The 22,580-nt window shown below is 63.0% G+C and carries 28 protein-coding genes; 8 read left to right on the top strand and 20 right to left on the bottom strand.

Annotation, left to right across the window (positions count from 1 at the left end):
• Positions 1-78 precede the first annotated feature (78 nt).
• Together hpf and ptsN are read left to right on the top strand one after the other, a co-directional pair.
• The gene (gene hpf, locus LB553_RS13325) at positions 79-666 is read left to right on the top strand and encodes a ribosome hibernation-promoting factor, HPF/YfiA family (protein ID WP_224513838.1); all 588 of its coding nucleotides are present in this window, start codon (positions 79-81) and stop codon (positions 664-666) included.
• A 61-nt stretch (positions 667-727) separates the two neighbouring features.
• Complete coding sequence (gene ptsN, locus LB553_RS13330; RefSeq protein WP_042641064.1) at positions 728-1,192, top strand: PTS IIA-like nitrogen regulatory protein PtsN; 465 nt, start codon at positions 728-730, stop codon at positions 1,190-1,192.
• Between the two features lie 107 nt (positions 1,193-1,299).
• On the opposite strand, the gene LB553_RS13335 is transcribed toward ptsN, so the two are convergent.
• Both LB553_RS13335 and LB553_RS13340 read right to left on the bottom strand, forming a co-directional pair.
• Positions 1,300-1,557 (bottom strand): DUF1150 family protein, encoded by a 258-nt coding sequence (locus tag LB553_RS13335; RefSeq protein WP_224513840.1) that lies wholly within the window; start codon positions 1,555-1,557, stop codon positions 1,300-1,302.
• Between the two features lie 63 nt (positions 1,558-1,620).
• Complete coding sequence (locus LB553_RS13340) at positions 1,621-2,046, bottom strand: Hsp20 family protein (RefSeq protein ID WP_224513842.1); 426 nt, start codon at positions 2,044-2,046, stop codon at positions 1,621-1,623.
• Positions 2,047-2,288: 242 nt separating this feature from the next.
• Here LB553_RS13340 and LB553_RS13345 point away from each other — a divergent pair, with 242 nt between their 5' ends.
• The gene (locus tag LB553_RS13345) at positions 2,289-3,230 is read left to right on the top strand and encodes a nucleoside hydrolase (protein WP_224513844.1); all 942 of its coding nucleotides are present in this window, start codon (positions 2,289-2,291) and stop codon (positions 3,228-3,230) included.
• A 185-nt stretch (positions 3,231-3,415) separates the two neighbouring features.
• On the opposite strand, the gene LB553_RS13350 is transcribed toward LB553_RS13345, so the two are convergent.
• The 3 genes from LB553_RS13350 to LB553_RS13360 form a co-directional block, all read right to left on the bottom strand.
• Entirely contained in the window at positions 3,416-4,030 is a 615-nt protein-coding gene (locus tag LB553_RS13350) for a LysE family translocator (RefSeq protein WP_224513846.1), read from the bottom strand.
• A gap of 93 nt (positions 4,031-4,123) precedes the next feature.
• On the bottom strand, positions 4,124-5,575 hold the full coding sequence (locus LB553_RS13355; protein ID WP_224513848.1) for an amidase: 1,452 nt from the start codon (positions 5,573-5,575) through the stop codon (positions 4,124-4,126).
• 3 nt (positions 5,576-5,578) lie between these two features.
• Positions 5,579-6,484, bottom strand: a complete 906-nt coding sequence (locus tag LB553_RS13360; RefSeq protein WP_224513850.1) for a ribokinase — start codon at positions 6,482-6,484, stop codon at positions 5,579-5,581.
• 181 nt (positions 6,485-6,665) lie between these two features.
• Here LB553_RS13360 and LB553_RS13365 point away from each other — a divergent pair, with 181 nt between their 5' ends.
• Positions 6,666-9,128 (top strand): EAL domain-containing protein, encoded by a 2,463-nt coding sequence (locus LB553_RS13365; protein ID WP_224513853.1) that lies wholly within the window; start codon positions 6,666-6,668, stop codon positions 9,126-9,128.
• Positions 9,129-9,239: 111 nt separating this feature from the next.
• On the opposite strand, the gene LB553_RS13370 is transcribed toward LB553_RS13365, so the two are convergent.
• Positions 9,240-10,145, bottom strand: coding sequence for a methylated-DNA--[protein]-cysteine S-methyltransferase (locus LB553_RS13370; protein ID WP_224513855.1), 906 nt, complete (start codon positions 10,143-10,145; stop codon positions 9,240-9,242).
• A 115-nt stretch (positions 10,146-10,260) separates the two neighbouring features.
• Between LB553_RS13370 and LB553_RS13375 the strand changes: the two genes are divergently transcribed.
• The gene (locus LB553_RS13375; RefSeq protein ID WP_224513858.1) at positions 10,261-11,157 is read left to right on the top strand and encodes a class I SAM-dependent methyltransferase; all 897 of its coding nucleotides are present in this window, start codon (positions 10,261-10,263) and stop codon (positions 11,155-11,157) included.
• Here the strand turns inward: LB553_RS13375 and LB553_RS13380 are convergent.
• Positions 11,087-11,581: a DUF2244 domain-containing protein gene (locus LB553_RS13380; protein WP_224513859.1), complete on the bottom strand. Its 495-nt coding sequence runs from the start codon at positions 11,579-11,581 to the stop codon at positions 11,087-11,089. The two genes, LB553_RS13375 and LB553_RS13380, sit on opposite strands and share 71 nt — an antisense overlap.
• Before the next feature lie 22 nt (positions 11,582-11,603).
• Between LB553_RS13380 and nth the strand changes: the two genes are divergently transcribed.
• Positions 11,604-12,410, top strand: coding sequence for an endonuclease III (gene nth, locus LB553_RS13385; protein WP_224513861.1), 807 nt, complete (start codon positions 11,604-11,606; stop codon positions 12,408-12,410).
• A 9-nt stretch (positions 12,411-12,419) separates the two neighbouring features.
• Here nth and LB553_RS13390 read toward each other — a convergent pair whose 3' ends face one another.
• Positions 12,420-12,899: a DUF2214 family protein gene (locus tag LB553_RS13390; protein WP_224513862.1), complete on the bottom strand. Its 480-nt coding sequence runs from the start codon at positions 12,897-12,899 to the stop codon at positions 12,420-12,422.
• 162 nt (positions 12,900-13,061) lie between these two features.
• On the opposite strand from LB553_RS13390, the gene LB553_RS13395 reads away from it, so the two are divergent.
• Positions 13,062-13,622 (top strand): GNAT family N-acetyltransferase, encoded by a 561-nt coding sequence (locus LB553_RS13395; protein WP_224513863.1) that lies wholly within the window; start codon positions 13,062-13,064, stop codon positions 13,620-13,622.
• Here LB553_RS13395 and LB553_RS13400 read toward each other — a convergent pair.
• The 10 genes from LB553_RS13400 to LB553_RS13445 form a co-directional block, all read right to left on the bottom strand.
• Entirely contained in the window at positions 13,619-16,096 is a 2,478-nt protein-coding gene (locus LB553_RS13400; protein ID WP_224513864.1) for an EAL domain-containing protein, read from the bottom strand. The genes LB553_RS13395 and LB553_RS13400 overlap by 4 nt on opposite strands.
• 299 nt (positions 16,097-16,395) lie before the next feature.
• Positions 16,396-16,794, bottom strand: a complete 399-nt coding sequence (locus tag LB553_RS13405; protein WP_224513865.1) for a DUF1801 domain-containing protein — start codon at positions 16,792-16,794, stop codon at positions 16,396-16,398.
• 77 nt (positions 16,795-16,871) lie between these two features.
• On the bottom strand, positions 16,872-17,315 hold the full coding sequence (locus LB553_RS13410) for a DUF1801 domain-containing protein (protein ID WP_224513866.1): 444 nt from the start codon (positions 17,313-17,315) through the stop codon (positions 16,872-16,874).
• Positions 17,316-17,344: 29 nt separating this feature from the next.
• Positions 17,345-17,548, bottom strand: a complete 204-nt coding sequence (locus LB553_RS13415; protein WP_224513867.1) for a hypothetical protein — start codon at positions 17,546-17,548, stop codon at positions 17,345-17,347.
• Between the two features lie 40 nt (positions 17,549-17,588).
• Positions 17,589-17,981, bottom strand: a complete 393-nt coding sequence (locus tag LB553_RS13420) for a VOC family protein (RefSeq protein WP_224513868.1) — start codon at positions 17,979-17,981, stop codon at positions 17,589-17,591.
• Between the two features lie 78 nt (positions 17,982-18,059).
• Positions 18,060-18,464 (bottom strand): SRPBCC family protein, encoded by a 405-nt coding sequence (locus LB553_RS13425; RefSeq protein ID WP_224513869.1) that lies wholly within the window; start codon positions 18,462-18,464, stop codon positions 18,060-18,062.
• The gene (locus LB553_RS13430; protein WP_040990288.1) at positions 18,461-18,784 is read right to left on the bottom strand and encodes an ArsR/SmtB family transcription factor; all 324 of its coding nucleotides are present in this window, start codon (positions 18,782-18,784) and stop codon (positions 18,461-18,463) included. The genes LB553_RS13425 and LB553_RS13430 overlap by 4 nt, the downstream gene beginning before the upstream one ends.
• A 221-nt stretch (positions 18,785-19,005) precedes the next feature.
• Positions 19,006-19,467, bottom strand: a complete 462-nt coding sequence (locus tag LB553_RS13435; RefSeq protein WP_224513871.1) for an NUDIX hydrolase — start codon at positions 19,465-19,467, stop codon at positions 19,006-19,008.
• A gap of 249 nt (positions 19,468-19,716) precedes the next feature.
• Positions 19,717-20,007 (bottom strand): hypothetical protein, encoded by a 291-nt coding sequence (locus LB553_RS13440; protein ID WP_224513873.1) that lies wholly within the window; start codon positions 20,005-20,007, stop codon positions 19,717-19,719.
• Positions 20,008-20,114: 107 nt separating this feature from the next.
• Positions 20,115-20,288 (bottom strand): hypothetical protein, encoded by a 174-nt coding sequence (locus LB553_RS13445; RefSeq protein WP_224513875.1) that lies wholly within the window; start codon positions 20,286-20,288, stop codon positions 20,115-20,117.
• Positions 20,289-20,385: 97 nt separating this feature from the next.
• Here LB553_RS13445 and LB553_RS13450 point away from each other — a divergent pair, with 97 nt between their 5' ends.
• Entirely contained in the window at positions 20,386-20,982 is a 597-nt protein-coding gene (locus tag LB553_RS13450; protein WP_224513876.1) for an invasion associated locus B family protein, read from the top strand.
• A 59-nt stretch (positions 20,983-21,041) separates the two neighbouring features.
• Here the strand turns inward: LB553_RS13450 and LB553_RS13455 are convergent, their stop codons facing one another.
• Complete coding sequence (locus LB553_RS13455) at positions 21,042-21,242, bottom strand: hypothetical protein (RefSeq protein WP_224513877.1); 201 nt, start codon at positions 21,240-21,242, stop codon at positions 21,042-21,044.
• A 232-nt stretch (positions 21,243-21,474) separates the two neighbouring features.
• Positions 21,475-22,566, bottom strand: coding sequence for a Gfo/Idh/MocA family protein (locus LB553_RS13460; protein WP_224513878.1), 1,092 nt, complete (start codon positions 22,564-22,566; stop codon positions 21,475-21,477).
• Between the last annotated feature and the right edge of the window lie 14 nt (positions 22,567-22,580).

Genomic DNA, 22,580 nt, shown 5'->3' on the forward strand with positions numbered 1-22,580 from the left:
TGCGAAGCTTGTGCGCGCGCGCCACGGGTATAAACTCGGGAACAGTTTGAAGCCTGAGCAAGGAAGGTCAGTTTTCAGATGAATCTACGCATTTCGGGAAAACACATGGACATCGGCGATGCGTTCCGTACGCGCATCAACGACCGGGTCGGCGAGGCGATCGAGAAATATTTCGATCGGGGTTTTTCAGGACATGTCACGGTCATCAAATCGGGATCGCGCTTCTCCGCCGACTGCATGGTCCGGCTCGATTCCGGCGCTTCGCTGCAGGCAACCGGCGACGCCCAGGACCCGACGCTCGCCTTCGAAGCGGCCGCCGACCGCCTGGAAACACGGCTGCGGCGCTACAAGCGCCGGCTGAAATCCCGCAATACCGGCAACGGCAATGGCGAAGCGCCGACCGACGTCGCCTACACCGTGATGGCTCCCCTCACCGACGACGAGGAAGACATTCCGGAGGACTTCGCTCCGGTTATCGTCGCCGAATCAAGCGTGACGCTGCGGACCATGTCGGTGGCTTCGGCGGTCATCGAACTCGACAACAGCGACAGCCCGGTCTTCCTGTTCCGCAACGCCGGAACCGACCATCTCAATATCGTCTACCGCCGGCCGGATGGTAATATCGGCTGGATCGATCCGTCGACGACCAAAGTCGCGCAAGGATAAAAAGCCAGCCGCGCAAGGGGGCGAGGACTGGCGCGGCAGGCGAGCAAGGGATTTTTCAAGCATGGATCTCAGCGATCTCATCAGCGTTCCGGCGATTATGCCGGCGTTGAAGGCGAATTCCAAAAAGCAGCTTCTGCAATTGCTGTCGGAGAGGGCGGCGGCGATTTCGGGGATTCCGGAACGGGAGGTGTTCGATACCATCCTGCAGCGCGAACGGCTGGGCTCGACCGGCGTCGGCAACGGCATCGCCATTCCGCATGGCAAGCTCGCCGGCGTGAAGCGGATCGCCGGCGTCTTCGCCCGGCTGGAAACGCCGGTCGATTTCGAGGCGCTGGACGACCAGCCGGTGGACCTGGTGTTTCTGCTGCTGGCGCCGGAAGGGGCGGGCGCCGACCATCTCAAGGCGCTGTCTCGCATCGCGCGCGTGCTGCGCGATGCCGACACGGTGGCCAAGATCAGAGGTACGCGCGACGCGGTGGCGATCCACGCGCTCTTGTCCGATACGCAGGCCTCGCACGCGGCCTGAAGTTTTTTGGATCAAGACCTGTCTTTGGATTAAAACCTTCAGGGGCCGCCGCGTGGCGGCCCTTTCGATTCAAGACGTCACAATCGCTATTTTAGTCGATCATAATCTTAGTGGATCGCGACGGTGGTCAGATCGTTCTCCAACGCACCCGCCAGCGCCCGGTCACGGGCATCCGAAAGCAGGATCGGCTGGCCGTTGGCGGCAAACAGCGCCCACAGCTCCAGGCCGGGCGCGATTTCCTGAAGGCCGGGGAAGCGGCCGCGCAGGTCGTCGCTCGACACTTTCCTGAGATAGGCGACAGAACCTTCGCCGAGATGGGCGAGTTCGCCGCTGGTCATGGTGATCGTTTCGTCAGTTCTGGTCATTTCAAGCCTCCTTGGCGCGAGGACGCCAGGATCGGCCGCCTCGCATAGAGCCATCGGCAAAGGTCAGTCTTTCACCGATATGTTTATTTTCCGTACCATCCGCTCGGACTCCGGCCGGTCGAGATCGATCGACAGCAGACCGTTCTTCAGTTCCGCCGCGATCACTCGCATGCCGTCGGCCAGCACGAAGCAGCGCTGGAACTGGCGCGCAGCGATGCCGCGGTGCAGGAATTCGCGCTCGGTATCGTCGGTCTGACGGCCGCGCACGATCAGTTGGTTTTCCTCCGTGGTGACATCGAGATCGCTTTCTGCGAAACCGGCAACGGCCAATGTTATGCGCAGCCTCTCGGCCTTGCCGTCGGCGGCGCTGAGGCGCTCGATATTGTATGGAGGATAGCTGTCGCCGGACTTCGCCAGACGTTCGAGCGTCTTTTCCATGGCATCAAAACCCAGGAGAAGCGGGCTGGAGAAGGGCGTCATTCGACTCATTGTTACACTGTCCTCTGAAGAGCGACACAAACTGGAAAAACCCGGATGGCATTTTTCCCGATGGTCTTGATATGGTCCGTTGCGCGATCAAGTTCAAGCCGCCAAATCAGGATGACGTTTCGTCGAACCGTCATCTTCATCCAGCCTTTCATTGGAGCATGAGTTCGTCCGAAACCGGTTCCCACTTTTCGGGAACCATGCTCTAAAAACCCGCCCAAAAAGACTTCCCAAAAGGAATTGAAATGCCCCAGTCCAGAAAGATCATCATCGACACGGATCCCGGCCAGGACGATGCCGTCGCCATATTGCTGGCGCTCGGCAGTTCCGAGCTGGAGATCGTCGGCATCACTGCGGTTGCCGGCAACGTGCCGCTGAAACTGACCCAGAACAACGCCCGCAAGATCTGCGAACTGGCCGGCCGGCCCGACATCAAGGTCTATGCCGGCGCCGTCCGGCCGCTGGCGCGCGAACTCGTCACCGCCGAAGAAGTGCACGGCAAGACCGGCCTGAACGGCCCGCAGTTGCCGGAGCCGACCATGCCGTTGCAGGAACAATACGCCGTCGATTTCATCGTCGAGACGCTGATGCGCGAGGAAAGCGGCACGATCACGCTCTGCCCGCTCGGACCGCTCACCAACATCGCGCTGGCGCTGATCGGCGAGCCCAGGATCGCGCCGCGCATCAAGGAAATCGTCTTGATGGGCGGCGGCTTCTTCGAGGGCGGCAATGTCACGCCGGCCGCCGAATTCAACATCTACGTCGACCCGCAGGCCGCCGATCTGGTGTTCAAATCGGGCATTCCGATTGTGATGATGCCGCTCGACGTCACCCACAAGGCGCTGACCACCTCCAAGCGCATCCAGGCTTTCCGCCAGCTCGGCACCAAGGTCGGCACAGCGACCGCCGAGATGCTGGAATTCTTCGAGCGCTATGACGAGGGAAAATACGGCACCGATGGCGGGCCGCTGCACGACCCGTGCGTGATCGCCTATCTCATCAAGCCGGAGCTGTTCAAGGGCCGCCACTGCAATGTCAGCGTCGAGACCGCGTCCGAGCTCACCATGGGCATGACGGTCATCGACTGGTGGGCGGTCACCAAGCGGGAAAAGAACGCCATGGTGATGCGCGACATCGACCATGACGGCTTCTTCGCGCTGCTGGTAGAGCGGCTCGGGCGGCTATAAGGATGGTTCCCCCTTCCCCCCCTTGTGGGGGAAGGTGGCCGAGCGAAGCTCGGTCGGATGAGGGGTGCTCCAGCTTGGCGATATGCTTGAAATTGCCGCCGCCTCATTCCTTCCAACACCCCTCATCCGTCTCGGCGCTATCGCGCCGATCCACCTTCTCCCACAAGGGGGAGAAGGAGAGGTGCTCATTTCGCCTTCGAGAACGCCAGCCACAGCCCGCCGCCGACCAGGAAGCTGCCGCTAATCTTCGACATCAGCCTGACGCGGCTGGCCGACAGCAGCCGGCCGGCTCGGCCGGCGGCAAAGGCATAGGTCGAGTCCGACATGGCGGCGAAGATCATCGCGGTCAGGCCCATGACGACGATCTGCAGCGTATAATTGCCTTGCGGTGAAATGAACTGCGGGAAGAAGGCGCCGAAGAACACCAAGGTCTTCGGATTGCTGACGGCGACCAGGAACCCTTGCAGGAAGAAGCCGCCGCGCGGCTTCTTCGCCGACCCGTCGGGGTTCAGCGCGCCCTTGGCGCGGAACATCTGCACGCCCATCCAGATCAGGTAAGCGGCGCCGATCAGCCGCACCCATTCGAACCAGTGGCCCATGCCGGCGATCAGCGTGTTGAGGCCGATGCCGACGATGGCGATCATGATGGCAAGGCCGGCCTGGGTGCCGGCGACGTTGGCCAAGCCCGCGCGCGAACCATGGCGGATGCTGTTGGCGATGATCAGCGTGACCGTGGGTCCCGGCACCAGGATAATGACGATGCAGGCGACGACATAGGTGGCGTAGAGTTCCAGCGACATCATTTCCCTCGAACAGGACAGCGCCGACTTGGGCGGACCGCGATCAATGCACGGGATTGACGCCGGCGCAAGCTGGTCGGGCAGGGCGGCCCGTCACGCAGCCCCCGCTGCCCATGGCAGTGTCGCCTCATAGGCTGCGCCGGCCTTGAGCACGGCGAGGTCGCCGCGCGGGCGGCCGATCAATTGCATGCCCATCGGCCGGCCCCTCTCGTCGAAGCCGGCCGGCACGTTGAGCGCCGGGCAGCCGCCCAGCGTGGCGAAAGCGGAGACCTGCATCCAGCGGTGATAGCTGTCCATGGCCCGCCCCGCGACCTCGCGCGGCCAATGGGTGGTCACGTCGAACGGGAAGATCTGCGCGGTGGGCAGCGCGATCAGGTCGAAGCGCTCGAACAGCGACAGCAGCGTGCGGTGCCACGAGGTGCGCCGGACGCTCGCGGCATGGATCTGCGGCGCGGTCAGGCGCATCGCCTGCTCCACTTCCCAGACAGCCTCGGGCTTCAGAAGGCTGCGTTTTGCCGGATCATCGTAATGCGCCTTAAGCCCGCAGCCGCTGCTTGCCTGGCGCAAGGTGACGAAAGCCTGCCACAGCGCCTCGAAATCGACATCCGGAACCAAGGCTTCGCTGTGGAAGGAAGCATCGGCGAAGCGGGCAAGCGCAGCCTCGCAGAGGTCGAGCACGCCCGGCTCCGTCGGCAGGTGGCCGCCGAGATCGCCCAGCCAGGCAATGTGGCCGCCGGACGCTTTCGCCCCTAAACCGTCGAGGAACGACCCCTCCTTGACATATGACAGCGGCGCGTGCGGGTGATAGCCGGCCTGTTCATCGAGCAGCAGCGCGATATCGCGCACGCTGCGGCCCATCGGGCCCTCGACGCCCATCTGCGAATGGAAGGCGTCGACGTCCGGGCCCGCAGGCACCAGCCCCTGCGACGGGCGGAAGCCGTAGACATTGTTGTAGGCCGCCGGATTGCGCAGCGAGCCACCGAAGTCGCTGCCGTCGGCGAGCGGCATCATGTCGAGCGCCAGCGCCACGGCCGCGCCGCCGCTCGAGCCGCCGGCGGTGAGTGCGGGGTCGAAGGCGTTGAGCGTCGGCCCGAAGACCGGATTATAGGTGTTGGAACCCAGCCCGAATTCCGGGGTGTTGCTCTTGCCGATGATGATAGCGCCGGCCTTGCGGATACGCTCGACGAAGAAGTCGTCCGTGTCTGGAATGAAATCGGCAAAGATCGGCGAGCCGAAGGTGGTTCTGAGCCCCTTGGTCAGGGCAAGGTCTTTGATGGCGATAGGCACGCCGAACAGCGATCCGGCCTCGCCGCCGCGGGCGAGATGAGCATCGGCCCTGTCGGCCTCGGCCAGGATGTCGGCGCGCTCGCGCAGCGAGACGATGGCGTTGACCCGGGGGTTCAGGGCCTCGATGCGGTCGAGGAACGCGCCGACCACCTCGCGAACCGAAAAGCGACGCCTTCTGATGCCGTCAGCGAGCTCGACGGCGGAGAGGCGGCAGATATCGCCGGCCGGCGACACGGCATGTTTTGTGACGGGGCGCATCGCTTAACGGGTGCCCGCCAAAGCCGCGTCGACATCCTTGGCCAGCGGGATCGCCGGTTGCGCGCCTGGCTTCAGGCAGGCGAGCGACCCGGCCGCGGCGGCGCGGCTGAGCGCATCCTGAAGCGGGAGACCGGACGAGAGGCCGGCGCCGAAATAGCCGCAGAATGTGTCGCCGGCACCGACCGTGTCGACCGGCGTGATCTTCAGCGCGGGAACGGTGAGGAAATCGTGAGGCGTGGCGGCAAGCACACCGTCCCCGCCGAGCGTGACGACGATGGCGCGGCCGGTCTTTTGGGCATAGTCGCGCATGCGGGCCGGGCGGTCGCGCCCCGAAAGCGCCAGCGCCTCGCCATAGAGATCGAACTCGGTTTCGTTGGCGACCGCATAGTCGGCCTGGCCGATGAAGCCGGCGGCTTCGGCACGGAAGGGGGCGGTGTTGAGCACGCTGACGGCGGCCGCCACGCGCGCCGCGTCGAGCGTGGCCTCGACCGTCTGCAGCGGGATCTCATGCTGCAAGAGCACGACGTCGCCTTTTTTGAGATAAGCCTTGGCGACATCGCCCGGCACCACCGAATCATTGGCGCCCGGCACGACGGCGATGACGTTTTCTCCGTCGGCGCCGACCAGGATCAAGGCCGTGCCGGTGGAGGCGAAGCTCTCCCCGACACCCGACAGATCGACAGTGCCGGCCTTGAGAAGGGCGAGCGCCTCGGCGGCAAAGCTATCCTTGCCGACCGCGCCCACCATGCGCACTTGCGCGCCGGCGCGCGCCGCGGCCAGCGCCTGGTTGGCGCCCTTGCCGCCGGGCGCGGTGACGAAGCCGGAGCCGCGCACCGTCTCGCCGGGTTCCGGCAAGCGGTCGACATTGGCGATGAGGTCGAGGTTGATCGAGCCGACGACGATAATCAAGAAGGGCCTCCTGCTGATGCGCGGGAAGCTACTCCGGAAGGCACGCGGTTACCAGTGTTCCGATGACGGTCTGTACGAGGCCTAAATTCTGGTTACGAACAGTGTTTTGATGGTTACTAATAAGTAAGAGTTATAGCTGTAAACGTTTCCGCTGGGTTCCTGGCTGCAACGCGAGACAAGAATGCCCAGCTCAGAGTCTCCGCTCGACCAACTCGCAAAGTCATTTTCCAGCGATGATGCCGACGCCGTGCGGCTCGTGCTGGACGCGGTTCCGCACCCAATATTCGTGAAGGACAGCCAATCCCGCTTCCTCGTGGTGAACCGAAGCATGTGCGATTTCATGGGCCGATCCTTCGAGGAACTGGCCGGCCGCACCGACTATGATTTCGTCCCCAAGGAACATGCAGATGTGTTCGGCCGGATCGACCAGCTGGTGCTGGACACCGGCGAAGTCAACGAGAATGAGGAGATCATTCGGGGCCCCGACGGCAAAGTCCGCACGTTGATGACACGCAAGGCCCGCGCATTGCTGCCGAACGGCGCTCGCTTCGTCGTCGGTTGCATTTCGGACATCACGCCGCTCAAACAGCACGAGGCCTCGCTTCGGTTGCTGTTCGAGGAGAACCCGGTTCCGATGTGGGTGTTTGACCGGGATAGTCTGCGTTTTTTGGCCGTCAACCATGCCGCCGTCGAGCGCTATGGTTACTCGCGCGAGCAGTTCCTTTCAAAATCGATACTCGACATCAGGCCCCCGGAAGACGTCGAGGCGTTCCGCCGGATCGTGGATGCCGGCGAGGGCTCGGACAGAAGCGGACGCAGCTGGCGTCACATAAAGGCAGACGGCAGCGTGATCCACATCGTCGCCTACTCCAAGCCTATCGAATATGATGGCCGTGCCTCCTTCATGACTGCCATCATAGATGTGACGGAGCGAAAGCTCGCGGAAGACGGCATGCGCCGCGCGAGGGAGTTCCTGGACACGGTGATAGAGAACATTCCGGTCATGCTCTTCGCCAAAGAGGCCGGGCGCTACGTTTTGATGAATCGGGCGGGCGAGGGGCTGCTCGGCATCCCTCGAGAGGAACTGATCGGAAAGACCGATGCCGAGCTGTTTCCGCCAGAGGATGCGGAGTCCTTTCTGGCACGTGATCAGGAGGCCTTGCGTTGCGATACCGTACAGATCGCGGCGGAAGAGAAGATCCCCACGCGGCACAAGGGCGTACGCGATCTCATTACCCGGCGATTGGCCGTAGAGAGCCACGACGGCAAATCGAAATATGTGCTTGCAGTCGCCGAGGACATCACGGACCGCAAGCGAGATGCCGCGCGGATCGCCCACATGGCCACCCATGATGCGTTGACCGATCTTCCTAACCGAACGATGCTTGTCGAGCGCCTCGAATTCACGCTCGAGCGGGCGACGTCCGGGCGTGAGTCTTTCGCCGTCATGCGTGTTGACATCGATGGTTTCAAGGAGGTCAACGACGTCTACGGCCCGGTGGTCGCGGACACTCTGCTTGGCAAGGCAGCGAAGCGCCTTGCAGGAGTTGCTGGCAAGCACTTCCTTGCGCGCACAGGCGGCAGCGGGTTCACCATAATCGTCAGCGAGGGCCCGCATCCAGCAACAGCCATCGAATTGGCAGACCGTCTGCTGGCGACAATCGCCGACGCTTTCGATGTCGAGGGCCGTGCGCTGCGGGTTGGGCTCAGCATCGGCATCACGTTCTTCCCCGATGATGCGACAGACGTTGCGGCGCTCTTGAGCAATGCTCGTGCGGCGCTTGATCGCGCAAGAGCCGACGGCCGCGGCGTTTTCCGGATGTTTGAGGCCGACATGGATCGCAAGCTGCGCGAACGCCGTGTCCTCGAGCAAGACTTGCGCTCGGCACTGGCAAGCGGCGAGTTGCTCCTGCATTACCAACCGCAGGCGAACGTATCCGGCGAGATTGTCGGCTTCGAAGCTTTGGTCCGCTGGTCCCACAAGGAACGAGGAATAATCCCGCCTGCCGAGTTCATTCCGGTGGCCGAAGAGAGCGGACTGATCATATCCTTGGGAGAATGGGTGCTGCGGCAGGCATGCCGCGAGGCAGCGTCATGGCCCAACCCGGTTCAGGTTGGCGTCAACCTGTCTCCGGTACAATTTCGCCAGGGCGATCTTCCGAGTCTGCTGCACCAAATCCTGCTCGAATCGGGACTCGATCCGAAAAGGCTTGAACTTGAAATAACCGAGAGCGTCCTGCTCGACGACCTTTCGCGGGCAAGTTCGATCCTTAGGCGGCTGAAATCGCTCGGCGTGAAGGTCGCCTTGGACGATTTCGGGACCGGCTACTCATCGCTTTCCTATCTCCAGTCTTTTCCTTTCGACAAGATCAAGATCGACAAGTCCTTTGTCGGAATGATCCAGAAGAATCCGCAGACGGCCGCCATAATCCGCGCCATCGTCGGACTGGGCAGGGGCTTGTCGATGGATATCATCGCTGAAGGCGTCGAGACGCTCGAGCAGTTGAGCTTTCTCAGCGACGAGGGCTGTCACGCGCTTCAGGGATATCTGATCGGACGTCCTCATCCGATCGAGGCATATGCGAATGAGGTTGGCAGATTTGCCGCCAAGGCAGGCACCTTGCGCCGTCAGCGCGGGCAATAGCGGCGGTGCAAGCCTGCCTTGGGCAATTCCGGGAAAGGCGTTTTTCGTACGGAAGCTGCGTGACTACAAATAGTTAGAGCAGACTACCGACGCTTGACCGCCCCAAACATTTCAGGAAGCCACCTGTCCCGCTTCCCAGCCGAGGATGGCGCGTTTGCGCGTCAGGCCCCAGTGATAGCCGGTGAGCGCGCCGGACTTGCCCAGCGCCCGATGGCAGGGCACCACGAAGGACATCGGGTTGGCGCCCACCGCCGCGCCAACGGCCCGGCTGGCGCTGGGCGCGCCGATGCTTGCCGCGATCGAGGAATAGGTGCAGGCCCTGCCCATCGGGATGCGCAGCAACGCTTCCCAAACGCGAAGCTGGAAATCGGTGCCGATCATCACCACGCGCAGCGGCTGGTCGGCGCGCCACTTCGTCGGGTCGAAGACCCGCGCGGCGTAAGCCTGGGTGGCGGACATGTCCTCGACATAAGTCGCGTTCGGCCAGCGGCCTGACATGTCGGCGAAGGCAGTCCGCTCGCCGCCGGCGTCACAGAATGCGAGGCCCGCGAGACCGCGGTCCGTGACCATGATGAGCGCGATGCCGAAAGGCGAGATGTGATAGCCGTAGCGGATCGTGAGACCCGCGCCTCGGGTCTTGTAGTCGCCGGGCGACATCGCCTCATGGGTGACGAAGAGGTCGTGCAGCCGGCCGGGGCCGGACATGCCGAGCTCGAACGAGGTCTCCAGGAGCGGCATGCCCGAATCGAGCAGCCTGCGCGCATGGTCGAGCGTCACCGCCTGCAGGAAGGCCTTGGGCGACAGGCCGGCCCAGCGCGTGAACAGCTTCTGCAGGCCGGTCGGCGTCTCGCCGACTTCCTCGGCCAGCACCTCCAGCGAGGGCTGGTCGCGATAGTCGAGGCTGATCTTCTCGATGGCGCGGCGCACGACGTCATAGTCGCTGCCTTCCGGCGTGATGTCGTTCTCAAGGACCGCGGTCGGTTTCATCCGCGTATTCATGGTCATCTGAGCGTTCATAGCAATATCTCCTTGGTCGCGAATATCGGTCTTCCAGAGCTTTGCAACCACCCGAAACTTGCCTTCCTGACGTCGGCACCCAGATAGAGTCAGCTTCGGAACGAAGAGGACAATCATGGCCGGCGAAAAGGTCGATCTGACCGGGGCCAAGGAAACCTTGCTGATGACGCTTTATGGCAAGGCGCTGGAGAGCCGGCTGCCCAATTCGCTGCTCCAGGATCGCTTCGCCGACGAGGCGGTGCGCAAGATCGACTATGATTTCTCAAGGCTCAAGGTCGACGGCAATCTCGGGTTGGGATTTGCGATCAGGGCGAAAACGCTGGACGTCAGCATCCGGGATTTCCTTGCGCGATATCCGGACGCGATCGTGCTGCATTTGGGATGCGGGCTCGACACTCGGATCTTCCGGGTCGACCCACTGCCAGGCGTCGACTGGTTCGATGTCGATTATCCTGACGTCGTCGCGCTCAGGCGCAGGCTCTATCCGCCCAGGGACCAGTATCATCTGATTGCTTCGTCGGTGACCGAACCGGGCTGGCTGGCCGAGGTGCCGCGCAATCGCCCGGCGATGGTCGTGGCCGAGGGGCTGACGCCGTATCTCGCTGCCGACGAGGGACCGCTGCTGCTTGCGCGGCTTGTCGAGCATCTGGCTGGCGGCGAGCTGATGTTCGATGCCTATAGCCGTTTCGGGCTGAAGCTGATGCGCCTCAGTCCGGCCTTGAAGGCGATGGGCGCCGACGTTCATTGGGCCATTGAGGATCCGCGCGAACTGGAGCGAGCCATCCCGAAACTTCGCTTCATCAGCGAGGTTCCGTCCTACAAGCCGGAGCAAGGGGCGCGCCTGGGCTGGTCCGCGCGGTTGTTCGTTGGCCTCTGGAAGCTCATCCCGCCATGCGCAAGGTCGGCAGGCTGCTGCGCTACCGGTTCTGAGGAACTGTGTGTCAGCGTGTCTTGGCGGTCGCCAGCGCGCGCGAAAAGGCGGTGGCGAAACTTTCGCGGTCGTCGGGGTTGAGGAAACCGCCGATCGCCACGCTCCTGTCCTGCGCTTCCACCGCCATTTTGGTGATGCCGATCTCAGCATGGCGGGCGATCGAAAACCGCGTCCAGAACGGATTGAAATGATGCGCTTCGGATCGCCCGGACGGTGCGGTCTTGAGGATGTCGAGGCTGGTGCGCGAGACCGAGATTTCCTCGCGGGCGCGCGCGGCGCGGTAATTGGCGCGGAAGGCGATGTAGACGGCGATCACGTCGAGGCCGAAGAAGCCGAACACCGGCCAGGCGCCATGCGCCAGGAAGAACGCGCCGGTGACCGCCCAGCCGAACAGAAGCGCTCCCATCAGGATCAGGAAGCCGGTGCGGCCGAGCGAGCGGTGCGGCGTCAGCAAGGCCTGGAAAAATGGCTCGTCGGCCCGGAACGAGGCGTTTGTGTCGCTCATGAGGGAATATTATAGGAAGGAAATGGCGCCCCCCAAGTCGAAAAAATCCGCAGCTGTCGAAAGACCTTATCCCGCCCTTGCCGGCAGCGGCCGGGCGGCCGGTGCGCGGCCACGAAAAGCCGCTTCCCGGTCGCTCTACAGCCCCGCCGAGGTGCGCGAGATCTTCAGGCGTTTTTCCGTGCAGCGGCCGGAGCCGGAAGGCGAGCTCGACTATGTCAACGCCTTCACCCTGCTGGTCGCGGTGGTGCTGTCCGCGCAAGCGACGGACGCCGGCGTCAACAAGGCGACGAAGGCGCTGTTCGCGGCGGCCGACACGCCGGCCAAGATGCTGGCATTGGGCGAGGCCAAGCTCGGCGACTATATCCGCACCATCGGTCTGTGGCGCAACAAGGCCAAGAACGTGATCGCGCTGTCGAAGACGCTGATCGACGATTATGCAGGCCAGGTCCCGCAGGATCGCGACGAGCTGGTGAAGCTGCCGGGCGTCGGGCGCAAGACCGCCAACGTCGTGCTCAACGTCGCCTTCGGCCAGCATACCATGGCGGTCGACACGCATATCTTCCGCATCGGCAACCGGATCGGGCTGGCGCCCGGCAAGACGCCGGAACAGGTCGAACAAGGGCTGCTCAAGGTCATTCCGGCCGAATATATGCGCCACGCGCATCACTGGCTGATCCTGCATGGCCGCTATGTCTGTAAGGCGCGCAAGCCCGATTGCCCGGTCTGCGTCATCGCCGATATCTGCAAGTCGAAGGAAAAGACCACCGACGTGCCGGCCGCGCTGGTACCGATCGCGCCGCTGGATGAGACGTTTCCGGTCGAGGCCTAGAGTGGTGTTCTAATAGCCGTAGCCGCGCGCCATCGCCGCGGCAAGAACCGGAATGAGCAGGAAGATGAAGCCCTCGGCGCGGACATAGTTCTTCACCGATGCCAGTTCCGCCGCCGGCACGGCGAAAGACGGATTGCCGCTCGCTTGCCTGTTCCAGGAGAGGAAGCGCATGGTCGGCACGATCGACAGCAGGCCGACGATGATGAAGGCCACCATCTTTGCCCAGAACACCCAATTGTAGACGTAGAATTCCCAGCCCTTCAGCCCGAAGAACACCCGGCAGATGCCGACGATGACGATCAGCGCTGCAATGATGCCATAGTGACGGTCGATGCCGGCAAGGCGCTTCAGGGTCGCCGCGCCCAGATCGCCGCGCACCAGCACGAACTCGGCACCAATGATGGCGGCCAGCGAGAACACCAGAAGGTGATGCGCGATCGCCAGCACAGGTCTGTGGTGTCCATGGTTCTTCCTTCGGTAGACTTGCATTTCCGGGTCGGCTTCGGGCGCAAACTAGCATCGCCAGGCGAAAAGCCCATAGCGATGCAGCCCTGCCATGGCTGTCATGGCTGGAAGAGCCAACGCATTGTCCTGGCCCTTGATCGAGCCCCCTGGTTTGCTAGCACTGACGCGTCAATGGAGGGCAATGCCATGAGCATCAAAACGGAAGCCGGCGTGCCGATCCTCGAAACGGCGCGCACCGTTTTGCGGCCGCACAGGCTGGACGATTTCGAGACCTATGCCGCCATGTGGGCGGAGCCCGCCGTCACCCGTTTCATCGGCGGCAAGCCGCGCACGCGCGAGGAGAGCTGGATGCGCTTCCTGCGCCATGCCGGCCTGTGGTCGCTGATCGGCTATGGGTTCTGGGCGATCGAGGACAAGGCGACGGGGCGCTTCATCGGCGAGGCCGGCTTCCATGACCTGAAGCGTGAGATCGAACCGTCGATCGAAGGCGTGCCGGAAGCCGGCTGGGCCTTGGCCTCGGAGGCGCACGGCCGAGGGCTTGCGAGCGAGGTCGTCGGGCGGATCGTCGCCTGGAGTGACGAGACGTTCGGACAGGCGAGAACCGTCTGCATCATCGATCCGGAAAACGGCGCTTCTCAGAAGGTGGCCGAAAGGAACGGCTATAGAGAGATTTTGCGGACCACCTATCACGAGAAGCCGACGATCCTGTTGGAGCGGCAGGCCGGATCCGGAAAGGGAAACGCTTAACCCGTCTTACGGCGCAAGGGCCCCGCCACGCCTTCCCACGCGTCCGCCCTTGCACCCGGCCGGCTGCGCAGAACCGTCGTCGCGTCGAATGGCTGGGGTCTCGCGATGGCATAGCCCTGCGCATAGTCGACGCCGATCGCCATCAAGGCTTCGACGATGCCGTCGCTTTCGACGAATTCGGCGATGGTGCGTTTTCCCGTCACCTTGCCGATGTGATGGATCATCTCGACCATGGCGCGGTCGATGCGGTCGTCGAGCATGTCCTTGACGAAGCCGCCGTCGATCTTGAGGTAGTCGACCGGCAGATGCTTCAGATAGGCGAAGGACGACATGCCGGAGCCGAAATCGTCGAGCGCGAAGCGGCAGCCCAGCCCGCGCAGGTCGGCGATGAAGCGCATCGCCTCGGTCAGATTGGCGATGGCGCTGGTCTCGGTGATCTCCAGGCAGATTGTTTCGGGCGCGATGGCGTGCTCGGCGAATTGCTCGCGCAGGAAGCCGAGAAATGTCTCGTCGCCGAAAGTTGCACCGGAAAGATTGATCGCGCAGGTGGATATCGGCACAGCGCGCGGATCGGCGAGCCTCGCCGCCAATGTGGCGAAGGTGTTGCGCACTACCCAGCGGTCGATCGCCGGCATCAATCCGTAGCGCTCCGCCGCCGGAATGAAGCTCTGCGGGGTGACGAAGCTGCCGTCCACATCGGTCAGCCTGAGCAGGATTTCGATATGTGCGCCTGCCTCGGCAATATCGTCGCGCAACGGCGCGATCTCCTGCGCGTGCAGTCTGAAGCGGTCCTCATCCAGCGCGGCATGCAGGCGCTGCACCCAGGCCATCTCGCCGAAGCGCTCGCGAAGTGCGGTGTCCCCGTCGCTGTGGAGCTGGACGCGGTTGCGGCCCTTTTCCTTCGCCATGTAACAGGCGACGTCGGCGGCGCGCAGTACCTCTTCCAGCGTCATGCCGGCATTGGCGACCTCGACCATGCCGATGCTGACGCTGATGTTGAAGGGACGTCCATCCCAGGAGAAATGCAGATCCTGGACCGTGGCGCGCAACCGTTCGGCGGTCGCGGCGGCACAGTCGGCATCGCAATCGAAGAGCAGCACGCCGAACTCGTCGCCGCCCAGTCTCGCCAGGATGTCGCCGGGCGGCAGCTCGTTGGCGAGCAGCACCGAGATCTGGCGCAGCAACTGGTCGCCGGCGGCATGGCCACATGTGTCGTTGACCAGCTTGAACTGATCGAGGTCGAGATACATCAGCGCGTGCCGGCGCGGCCTTTCCGGCGCTCCGGAGATCGCGTCCGCCAGCCGGTTCTCGAAGTCGCGACGGTTGACGAGACCGGTCAGCGCATCATGCGATGCCTGCCACGACAGGCGCTCGATATAGTCCTGCTCGCGCGTCATGTCGTGCAGGGCCAGGACGCAACCGAGGACCTTGCCGGAAACGATCAGCGGCGCGCCATTCAGCGCCACCGGCACGACCGAGCCGTCGGAACGCTCCAGAAGCTGCGGGCGCACGTTGGAGCGGCGCGGCTCGCCTGCGAGCAGGCGCGTGATCAGATCGGTCTCCTCGACGCCGCTGTCCTTGTCGACGAGCCGGAACAACGAGGCGACCGGTCTGCCCCTGGCTGCGGCAAGCGGGCAGGCGAGCAGCCTTTCCGCCCCGGCATTCATATAGTCCAGCCGCCCCTCGGCATCGGTGCTGATCACCGCCTGGCCGATCGAGGCCAATGTGATCTGAGCACGCTCGCGCTCGGCATTGAGGGCCGTCTGAAATGCCTGGCGCTGTTTCATCAGCTTGCGCGTGCGCCAAACGGCGAGCAGGATAAGCAGGGCAGCGGTGGCGAGATTGGCCGCCGTTAGCGCCATCTTGATGACGCGCGATCCCTCGCCGAGGCTGTCGGAAAAGGCCTTGGCGAGCGGCCCGATCCGGCGGTCGAGCTGGTGGATTTCCGCTTTCCAGAGACCGGTCTCGGTCGGCGAGGCCGGCCCGTTCTCGAGCCTGCGATGCATGTCGTCGCCAAGTCTTTCGATGGCGAGGATCATCTCGTCGGCATCCGTCCAGTGCCGGATCGCGGTGTCGAGATAGCTGACGCCGCGGAAATTCCGAAACAGCCAGATCAGGCCGGCGACATCGTCTGGGTGGTTGTTGCCGCCAAGAAAGCCAAGCCTGGCCGCGTTCGCGTCGGGCTCGGCCTGTTCGAGCGCAAGCCGCGCCGCGCGATCGGCGAGCGGCACGGCGATGGCCTGACGATATTCGTTGAAATACTCTTCCCGACCGGTGTCGGCATAAAGGCTGAGGAAATAGATGGCGTGCTTCTGCCCCTTCGACCATTGGCTTTCGCCGCCGACATAGGCGCGGACGGCAGACAGCGTGTGGAGGCTGAGCGTCGCAACCAGCGCCTGGGTCAGGACGACCGCGACGAAAGGCCAGACCAGTCCGATGAGACGCGGGGCGGCGTCGGTCGATGAGAGCTTCATCCCATTCCCATCGAGCTAGCGCTGGCTCCCTCAGTGTCTGTCCGACCGGCTCATCCGTCGGTTGAGACGATAGTCTTCCCCGCATGTCGCGCGGTTACTGGCGACATCGATCCAGATAGCGCGCCTGGCTTAACGGCCGATAAATTTGTCCAGTATTTGTTTCGTGACTTATTGCTAAGCAACAGAAGGATGCTTACGTCGCGTGATCGCGACATTTGGCGCATAGTATCGATCCACAGTGCGAGGGCGGGGAAGAAAAGCCGGCAACATCAATCCGATAGAACCCGGGCAGCCGCGCCTCAGCGCTTGGTCTTGGATTTGTTGAGGGCCACGGCCTCGCGGACGAGCGCCTTCAGGGCATCGGCGTCAATCGTGTCGCCGTCCTTGAAATCGATGGCGCGCCTCGTATTACCTTCGAGGCTGGAGTTGAAGAGCTTCTTGGGATCGGGCAGCGCCGCGCCCCTGGCGAAAGTCAGCTTGACGACGGCCTTGTAGGTCTCGCCCGTGCAGATCATGCCGGCATCCTCCCAGACGGGCACGCCGCGCCATTTCCACGTCTCGACGGCTTCGGGGGCAGCCTCCCTGATAAGAGCGCGGAGCCGGGCGAGCGTCTCGCCCCGCCAGTCGCCCAGCTCCTTGATCCGTCCGTCGATCAGCTCGGACGCAGACTTGCCATCCTGTACGTCGCCTTGTTGCATGTCCGGTTCTCCTCGATGCTGGATAAGAGATCGCCACCATGGCCCTTTCGGGAGACGGCGCTTAATTTTTCGTGCGCTTACATCCGTTCGCCGGGCAGCTGGCTCGCCTGCTTCACCCAAGAAACGAATTGCTCCTCGTCGAGCCGGTCGTTCTCATGGATGCGGAAATAGCGTGTGTCCTTGCTCCTGGATTCAACAGGCGGCACGGGCTTCAGCGACAGGCCACGAAAGAACGCCATCTTGATGTATTTGGCGAAGCAATGGATGCCGAGGAACCAGCCCTCGCCTTCCATGCCGTAGAAGGGAGAGTTCCATTTGACGGCCTTTTGCACACCAGGAACGGTCTGCACAATGAGCCGGTCGAGCCGGCGCCCGACTTCGCTCTTCCAGCCCGGCATCGCCGCGATATAAGCCTGCACGGGAGCATCGCCGTAGCCCTTGGCGATCTGCGGGTTGCCGCCGGAAAGCAGGACGGGCTTCGTGTCCGGAGACGCGGCGGCCTTCGATTTCGCCTGCGCCATCAGACCGATCCCGTGCGCTCGCCCGCCGGCTACCCGCGCCATTTGACGGCATAGGGCAGCACGAACATATAGAGGCCGCTGAACAGCAGCAGGAAAAGCGGGATCAACGGCGAATAGACGATCCAGGCGGGCGGCGGGCCCATGGCCATGGCGGCGAAATTGGCAATGACGGTGACGGTGAAGATGATCGAAAGCCAGCGGTGAAGCTGCCTGATCCATTTGCTCCAGTTCAATTCCAACCTCCCTTGCAAATGACGAGACGGATCGAGCGGCCTACCAGCGCGCCAACTGCGAAAGCTGAATGAGGTTGCCGCAGGTGTCGTTGAGCTGTGCGATGGTCGCGCCGGTCACTGCTGTCGGCGCCATGGCAAAGCTGCCGCCATTGGCCTTGATGCGCTCATGATCTGCCTTGATGTCGTCGGTGAACAGCATCAGCGCCGGCTGCCCCTGCTTGAAGATGGCCTGCTGATAGGTCTTTGCCGCCGGATTGTCGTTCAGGGCCAGCTGCAGCTCGGTGCCGTCAGGATCGTCCGGCGAGACGACAGTCAGCCAGCGAAACGGGCCGTTGGTGAAGTCGGCCTTCTTGGTGAAGCCCAGCACGTCGGTATAGAAGCCGAGGGCCTTTTCCTGGTCGTCGACATAGATGCTGGTCAGCTTGATCTTCATTTTGGTGCCTCCACTGCTTACGCCTGCGGTTTGCCGCCCCGCCAGGGCCGTGTCTGTCTTTTGAAGCTTCGGCGGACGTCAATCGATCCGCGAAAGCAGCTGCTCCAGGGCCGTGAAGTTGCGCTTCCAGCCCACCGTGGCGCCGCGGTAGTACGGCTCCTGGTCGGTGCGGAAACCGACCTGCTCCATGCGCAGACGCGTGCCCCTGCCCGTCGGGGTGAGCGTCCAGGTGACGACGCTCTCGAGATCCTTGGTGTCCCAGCTGTAGGACAGCGTCCTGTTTGGCTCGACCGTCCGCACCTGGCAGTCGACGCCTCCCCATTCCGCGCTCAGGCTGAAGCGATGGTCCACGACCGGCTTGAAGCTGTTCTTCATCAACCACTCCTCGATGAGATGCGGTTGGGTGAGCGCACGCCAGATCTTTTCCGGCGGAAAAGGTATCTCGCGCTCGACGATGACGGAGCGCGTTGCGGCTTCATTCATTGATCCATCCTTTTGAGCAGGTCTTCCAGATCGTCGAACCGGCTTTCCCAAAACCCCGCCATGTCGCGCGTCCAGTCCATCAAGGGCGCAAGCGCCTTGAGTTGCGCGCTGTAATGGGTCTGGCGCCCTTCATGACGGTCACGCACCAGACCCGCCTCCTTGAGCACGCCCAGATGCTTCGACACCGCCGGCTGCGATACGCCGGCCTGCGCGGTGAGGGCTCCGACCGTCTGCTCGCCCTGACGGCACAGACGTTCGAAGATGGCGCGCCGCGTCGGATCGGCAAGCGTCCTGAACAGCATGTCATGCGCGGTCGTCATTCTGATCGATAACCCGTTGGCTATTGATTAACGTATAACCACTGGGATATGTATGAGTCAAGCAGCGAATGGGGGGCCACTCGAATCGCAACGCCTAAGGTGCGTCCGCCTCGGAACAATCGGGGGAAGCGAATGAAACAGGAGCCGCTGGCCGGGGAGTGGCTCCGGGCGCTGGCCGGCACGCCGCGAACTCTTCCGAACGACACTGAACAGGGGATGGCTTATGCCGCCGCCGGTACCGTCAGATCCCTCAGCAGCGTCGAAAGCTCCGGCTCGTCGATGAGCAATGCGGCGTCTGCCGCCGGCAGCCACGCGCGCTGCCGGTTCGCGGCTTCCTGCCAGTCGGCAAGCTCCTCGGTTACCTCGAGCAGATAGACCACAACGTCGACGGGAATGAATCCGTCGGTCATGCGTTTCCAATAGGAATAGGTGCCGGCAGGCTGCTTCAGCGCCTTGCCCAGAACGCCGGCTTCTTCCTGGGCTTCGATCGTTGCCGCCTTGCGCCCGCTCTTGCCCTTCATCGGCCAACCCTTCGGCACGATGAAGCGCCGCGTGGTGCGTGAGGTGACCAGCAACACTTCGGGGCTGCCGTCCTCTCGCAGCCGATACGGAATGGCCGCCACCTGGCGAATCCGTTGGCCTTTCCTGGCTTTGCGAACTGCTTTCTTCTTGATCGTTGTCATCCCAAGTTTCGATGAGAGCAGCGTCTTGCCGCACGCTATCCGCGTCGCAAAAAACCTGTCCTCCTGCAAACCCTAGAGCGTTTCGCCGTTTCACGGAAACGGCGAACCGCTCTATCTCTTTAGTTTTGACGCAGTTCCTGACGGAGAACCGTGTCACACTTTTCCTGGAATTGCTCTAGAACCACCGCCCTTGCAATCCGGCATTTCGCCAGCAAGTAAGTCGGCTAATAAACTGAAAAAACAAAAATGTCAGCGGCAAACCCTGGAAATCGTGTTGCCGACCGCTTCCATCCGGCACGTCTTGTCAAATACCGGCACATCGGGCTGGCTCCTGGGCGGGGCTGGCCGGTCGAGTTCGCGATAGATTTGCTGCTGCTGCTGGTATTGCTGCCGCTGCAACCGGTTCTGCAACTGCTGCAGCTCATTCTGCTGCACCAATGCGTTGCGGTTCGTCGGGATGACGATTTGCGCATAAGACGGCGCAATCACAGAAACCGAGGCCGCCAGCACGGCGCCTGCTAGAACAGCCAGACGAAGCATTCGCAAGGCTCCCATACGAAAAACCATGCGTCTCATATAGTGCGGACGGCCAATAACGCTATGGGCAACTGCGAAACGTGATCGGCTCACGCAAGCCGCTCGATCGACTATGCCGTGACGCCGGCGCTGGAGGTCGGGGCCGACATCCCGCCGCCGCCGAGAATCTGCCCGGCAATCCGGCATTGCACTTGACGGAAGCCATCGATTCGCCGCTCTATCCGGTCGGCGCCGGGCTGGAGCTCAATGGCGTTAACGGCGTCCGGGTTGGCTGTCAGGTACAACGGCGCTTTCGGACAAACGATCAAGCAGAACGCGGTCAGCGCGCCTCTGAAGGTCAGCTTCCAGCTGACGCGGGGGCGACGGCCAAGAAGGGATCTCATGAGGACGAAGTACGCGTATCTCGCAGCGATGCTGGCAGCCGCCTGCATTGCCGGTGTGCCGGCGGCGGGACTTGCCGCGCAGAACAAGACCGACAAAATGGCTCCAGCGGCCCAGCCCACCGACGCGGCGGCCAAGCCGCAACTGCCGGGCGGCGCCTCGGCGCTGTCGGAGACGCATGGCGACTGGACGGTCAACTGCCAGGTCACCGGCACCAACAAGGTCTGCAGCCTGTCGCATCAGCAGTTCAACAAGCAGAGCGGCCAGCGGCTGCTAGCGATCGAATTGACGACCAAGACCGGCCAGGACGCCGCCGGCACGCTGGCGCTGCCCTTCGGGCTTGCCTTGGCCAACGGAATCTCGTTCGAAATCGACGACAAGAAGCTGGATGGCACGTTGCAGTTCAACACTTGCCAGGCGGTAGGTTGCCTGGTGCCGGTGACGTTCGATGCCAATATCACGCCGTTGCTGCAGAATGGCACCACGCTGAAGGTCAACGCCACGGCGGCCGACACGACGCAGCCGATCTCCTTCACCATCTCGCTCAACGGCTTCGGCAGCGCCCTGGCGCGGACGGCGGACCTGTCGGCGGACTGACCGGCGAACCAAGCGTATTCGTCTTAGAGCTGTTCTACGCAATTCCGGACGGATAACCGCTACACACTTTTCCTGGAATGGCTCAGGGCGACCGGCGGATGCCTGTCGCCCTCTTCGTTCCAATCGACTTCGCGCAACCGATAGCCGACGCCGGTCTCGGTGATGATGTCAGAAACCTCGCCGCGCTTCACCAGGTCGGCCAGGCCCAGGGCATCGGAGTTGGTGTAGGTATCGAGCAGGCTCTCCGAAATCGCAGCCATGTGTTCCTCCCGTCAGGTTCTTGCCGGAGGCTGAGAATGGCCCGGCGGCTCCCCTCACCCAGCCTCCGCTTCGCTCGGCTGACCTCTCCGGCGGGGACAGGAGATCGTCAGCGTCGGCGCCAACCTCTTCTCCCCACCGGGAGAAGGTGGCCGCGAAGCGGCCGGATGAGAGGGCTGGCGCGGCGTCTTTGTTTTTGGCGGAAAACCGCTACGCACTTTTCCTGGAGTTGCTCTAGGTCAGCTCGACGGTCCGCTTCTCCGCGATGCTCTGCTCGGCCGCCAGCACGATGCGCAGGCTGTTGACCGCGGCATCCATCTGCTCGCTGAGATCAAGGTCCTCGCGGATGGCGCGCAGGAAGAAAGCCTGCTCGCGGTCGCAGAGCTCCTGGTGGCCGGGTTCATCCTCCATGCTGACGATCTCGTCGGGTTTGGTAAAATTCTTGTCGCCGTCGACCTGCGCATAATGGATCTTCAACGCGTCGGTCTTGGTGTGGCGGTCGATGTCGGCGGAGTCCGAGACTTCCTCCGCCTCCTTGGCGCTGCTCCCCGACTGGCCGGCGACGATCGAGACGGCGCCTTTCGGACCGACCACGTCCTTCACGAAATAGGCGGTCTCGCTCATCATCGGACCCCAGCCCGCCTCGTACCAGCCGACCGAGCCGTCATCGAAGGTGACGTGGAGATGGCCGTAATTCTGCTTGTCGGCCTCGGCCCAGAGTTTTGCGCCGATGCCGTGCACACGCACCGGCTTGGCGCCGGTCAGCTGGCACATGACGTCGACATAGTGCACGCCGCAGTCGACGATCGGGATCAGCGAGTCGATCAGGTTCTTGTGCCAGTGCCAGGCACTGCCGCTGCTCTGCTGGTTGAGGTTGAGGCGCATCACCAGCGGCTTGCCGAGCGTCTTGCCGACCTCGATGAATTTGATCCAGGACGGGTGTACTCGCAGGATGTAGCCCAGCACCAGCTTGCGGTTCTTCGAGCGCGCGGCGGCCACAACCTTCTCGGCATCCGCGATGTTGGTGGCGAGAGGCTTTTCCATGAACACATGGCAGTTGGCGGCGATCGCCTTCAGCGCATATTCGGCATGTGTGTTGGGCCAGCTGTTGATGGAGACGGCGTCCGGCTTCGTCTCCTTCAGCGCCAGGTCGAAATCCTCGTAGAGAGGGTAGCCGGCGAGCTCCTTCGGGATCTTCTTGTTGCTCTTGATCGAGCGGCTCATGATGCCGACGATCTCGAAGCCGTCGGAGCGGTGATAGGCGCTGGCATGGGAGGCGCCCATATTGCCCAGACCAACCACCAGGATTCTCACTTTGCCGGCCATCGAAGCCTCCTCGA

The organism is Mesorhizobium sp. CA8 (assembly GCF_020164955.1).
GTDB lineage: Bacteria > Pseudomonadota > Alphaproteobacteria > Rhizobiales > Rhizobiaceae > Mesorhizobium.

Coding starts and splice junctions, on each gene's coding strand:
- LB553_RS13375 (WP_224513858.1), top strand. CDS start 10,261: ATGGCCGGCGAAAAGGTCGATCTGACCGGGGCCAAGGAAACCTTGCTG.
- LB553_RS13340 (WP_224513842.1), bottom strand. CDS start 2,046: ATGAGTCGAATGACGCCCTTCTCCAGCCCGCTTCTCCTGGGTTTTGAT.
- LB553_RS13355 (WP_224513848.1), bottom strand. CDS start 5,575: ATGCGCCCCGTCACAAAACATGCCGTGTCGCCGGCCGGCGATATCTGC.
- nth (WP_224513861.1), top strand. CDS start 11,604: ATGGCGCCCCCCAAGTCGAAAAAATCCGCAGCTGTCGAAAGACCTTAT.
- LB553_RS13400 (WP_224513864.1), bottom strand. CDS start 16,096: ATGAAGCTCTCATCGACCGACGCCGCCCCGCGTCTCATCGGACTGGTC.
- LB553_RS13335 (WP_224513840.1), bottom strand. CDS start 1,557: ATGACCAGAACTGACGAAACGATCACCATGACCAGCGGCGAACTCGCC.
- LB553_RS13450 (WP_224513876.1), top strand. CDS start 20,386: ATGAGGACGAAGTACGCGTATCTCGCAGCGATGCTGGCAGCCGCCTGC.
- LB553_RS13370 (WP_224513855.1), bottom strand. CDS start 10,145: ATGAACGCTCAGATGACCATGAATACGCGGATGAAACCGACCGCGGTC.
- LB553_RS13345 (WP_224513844.1), top strand. CDS start 2,289: ATGCCCCAGTCCAGAAAGATCATCATCGACACGGATCCCGGCCAGGAC.
- LB553_RS13410 (WP_224513866.1), bottom strand. CDS start 17,315: ATGGCGCAGGCGAAATCGAAGGCCGCCGCGTCTCCGGACACGAAGCCC.
- LB553_RS13455 (WP_224513877.1), bottom strand. CDS start 21,242: ATGGCTGCGATTTCGGAGAGCCTGCTCGATACCTACACCAACTCCGAT.
- LB553_RS13460 (WP_224513878.1), bottom strand. CDS start 22,566: ATGGCCGGCAAAGTGAGAATCCTGGTGGTTGGTCTGGGCAATATGGGC.
- LB553_RS13365 (WP_224513853.1), top strand. CDS start 6,666: ATGCCCAGCTCAGAGTCTCCGCTCGACCAACTCGCAAAGTCATTTTCC.
- LB553_RS13420 (WP_224513868.1), bottom strand. CDS start 17,981: ATGAAGATCAAGCTGACCAGCATCTATGTCGACGACCAGGAAAAGGCC.
- LB553_RS13425 (WP_224513869.1), bottom strand. CDS start 18,464: ATGAATGAAGCCGCAACGCGCTCCGTCATCGTCGAGCGCGAGATACCT.
- LB553_RS13405 (WP_224513865.1), bottom strand. CDS start 16,794: ATGCAACAAGGCGACGTACAGGATGGCAAGTCTGCGTCCGAGCTGATC.
- LB553_RS13440 (WP_224513873.1), bottom strand. CDS start 20,007: ATGCTTCGTCTGGCTGTTCTAGCAGGCGCCGTGCTGGCGGCCTCGGTT.
- LB553_RS13380 (WP_224513859.1), bottom strand. CDS start 11,581: ATGAGCGACACAAACGCCTCGTTCCGGGCCGACGAGCCATTTTTCCAG.
- ptsN (WP_042641064.1), top strand. CDS start 728: ATGGATCTCAGCGATCTCATCAGCGTTCCGGCGATTATGCCGGCGTTG.
- LB553_RS13350 (WP_224513846.1), bottom strand. CDS start 4,030: ATGTCGCTGGAACTCTACGCCACCTATGTCGTCGCCTGCATCGTCATT.
- LB553_RS13435 (WP_224513871.1), bottom strand. CDS start 19,467: ATGACAACGATCAAGAAGAAAGCAGTTCGCAAAGCCAGGAAAGGCCAA.
- LB553_RS13430 (WP_040990288.1), bottom strand. CDS start 18,784: ATGACGACCGCGCATGACATGCTGTTCAGGACGCTTGCCGATCCGACG.
- hpf (WP_224513838.1), top strand. CDS start 79: ATGAATCTACGCATTTCGGGAAAACACATGGACATCGGCGATGCGTTC.
- LB553_RS13395 (WP_224513863.1), top strand. CDS start 13,062: ATGAGCATCAAAACGGAAGCCGGCGTGCCGATCCTCGAAACGGCGCGC.
- LB553_RS13390 (WP_224513862.1), bottom strand. CDS start 12,899: ATGCAAGTCTACCGAAGGAAGAACCATGGACACCACAGACCTGTGCTG.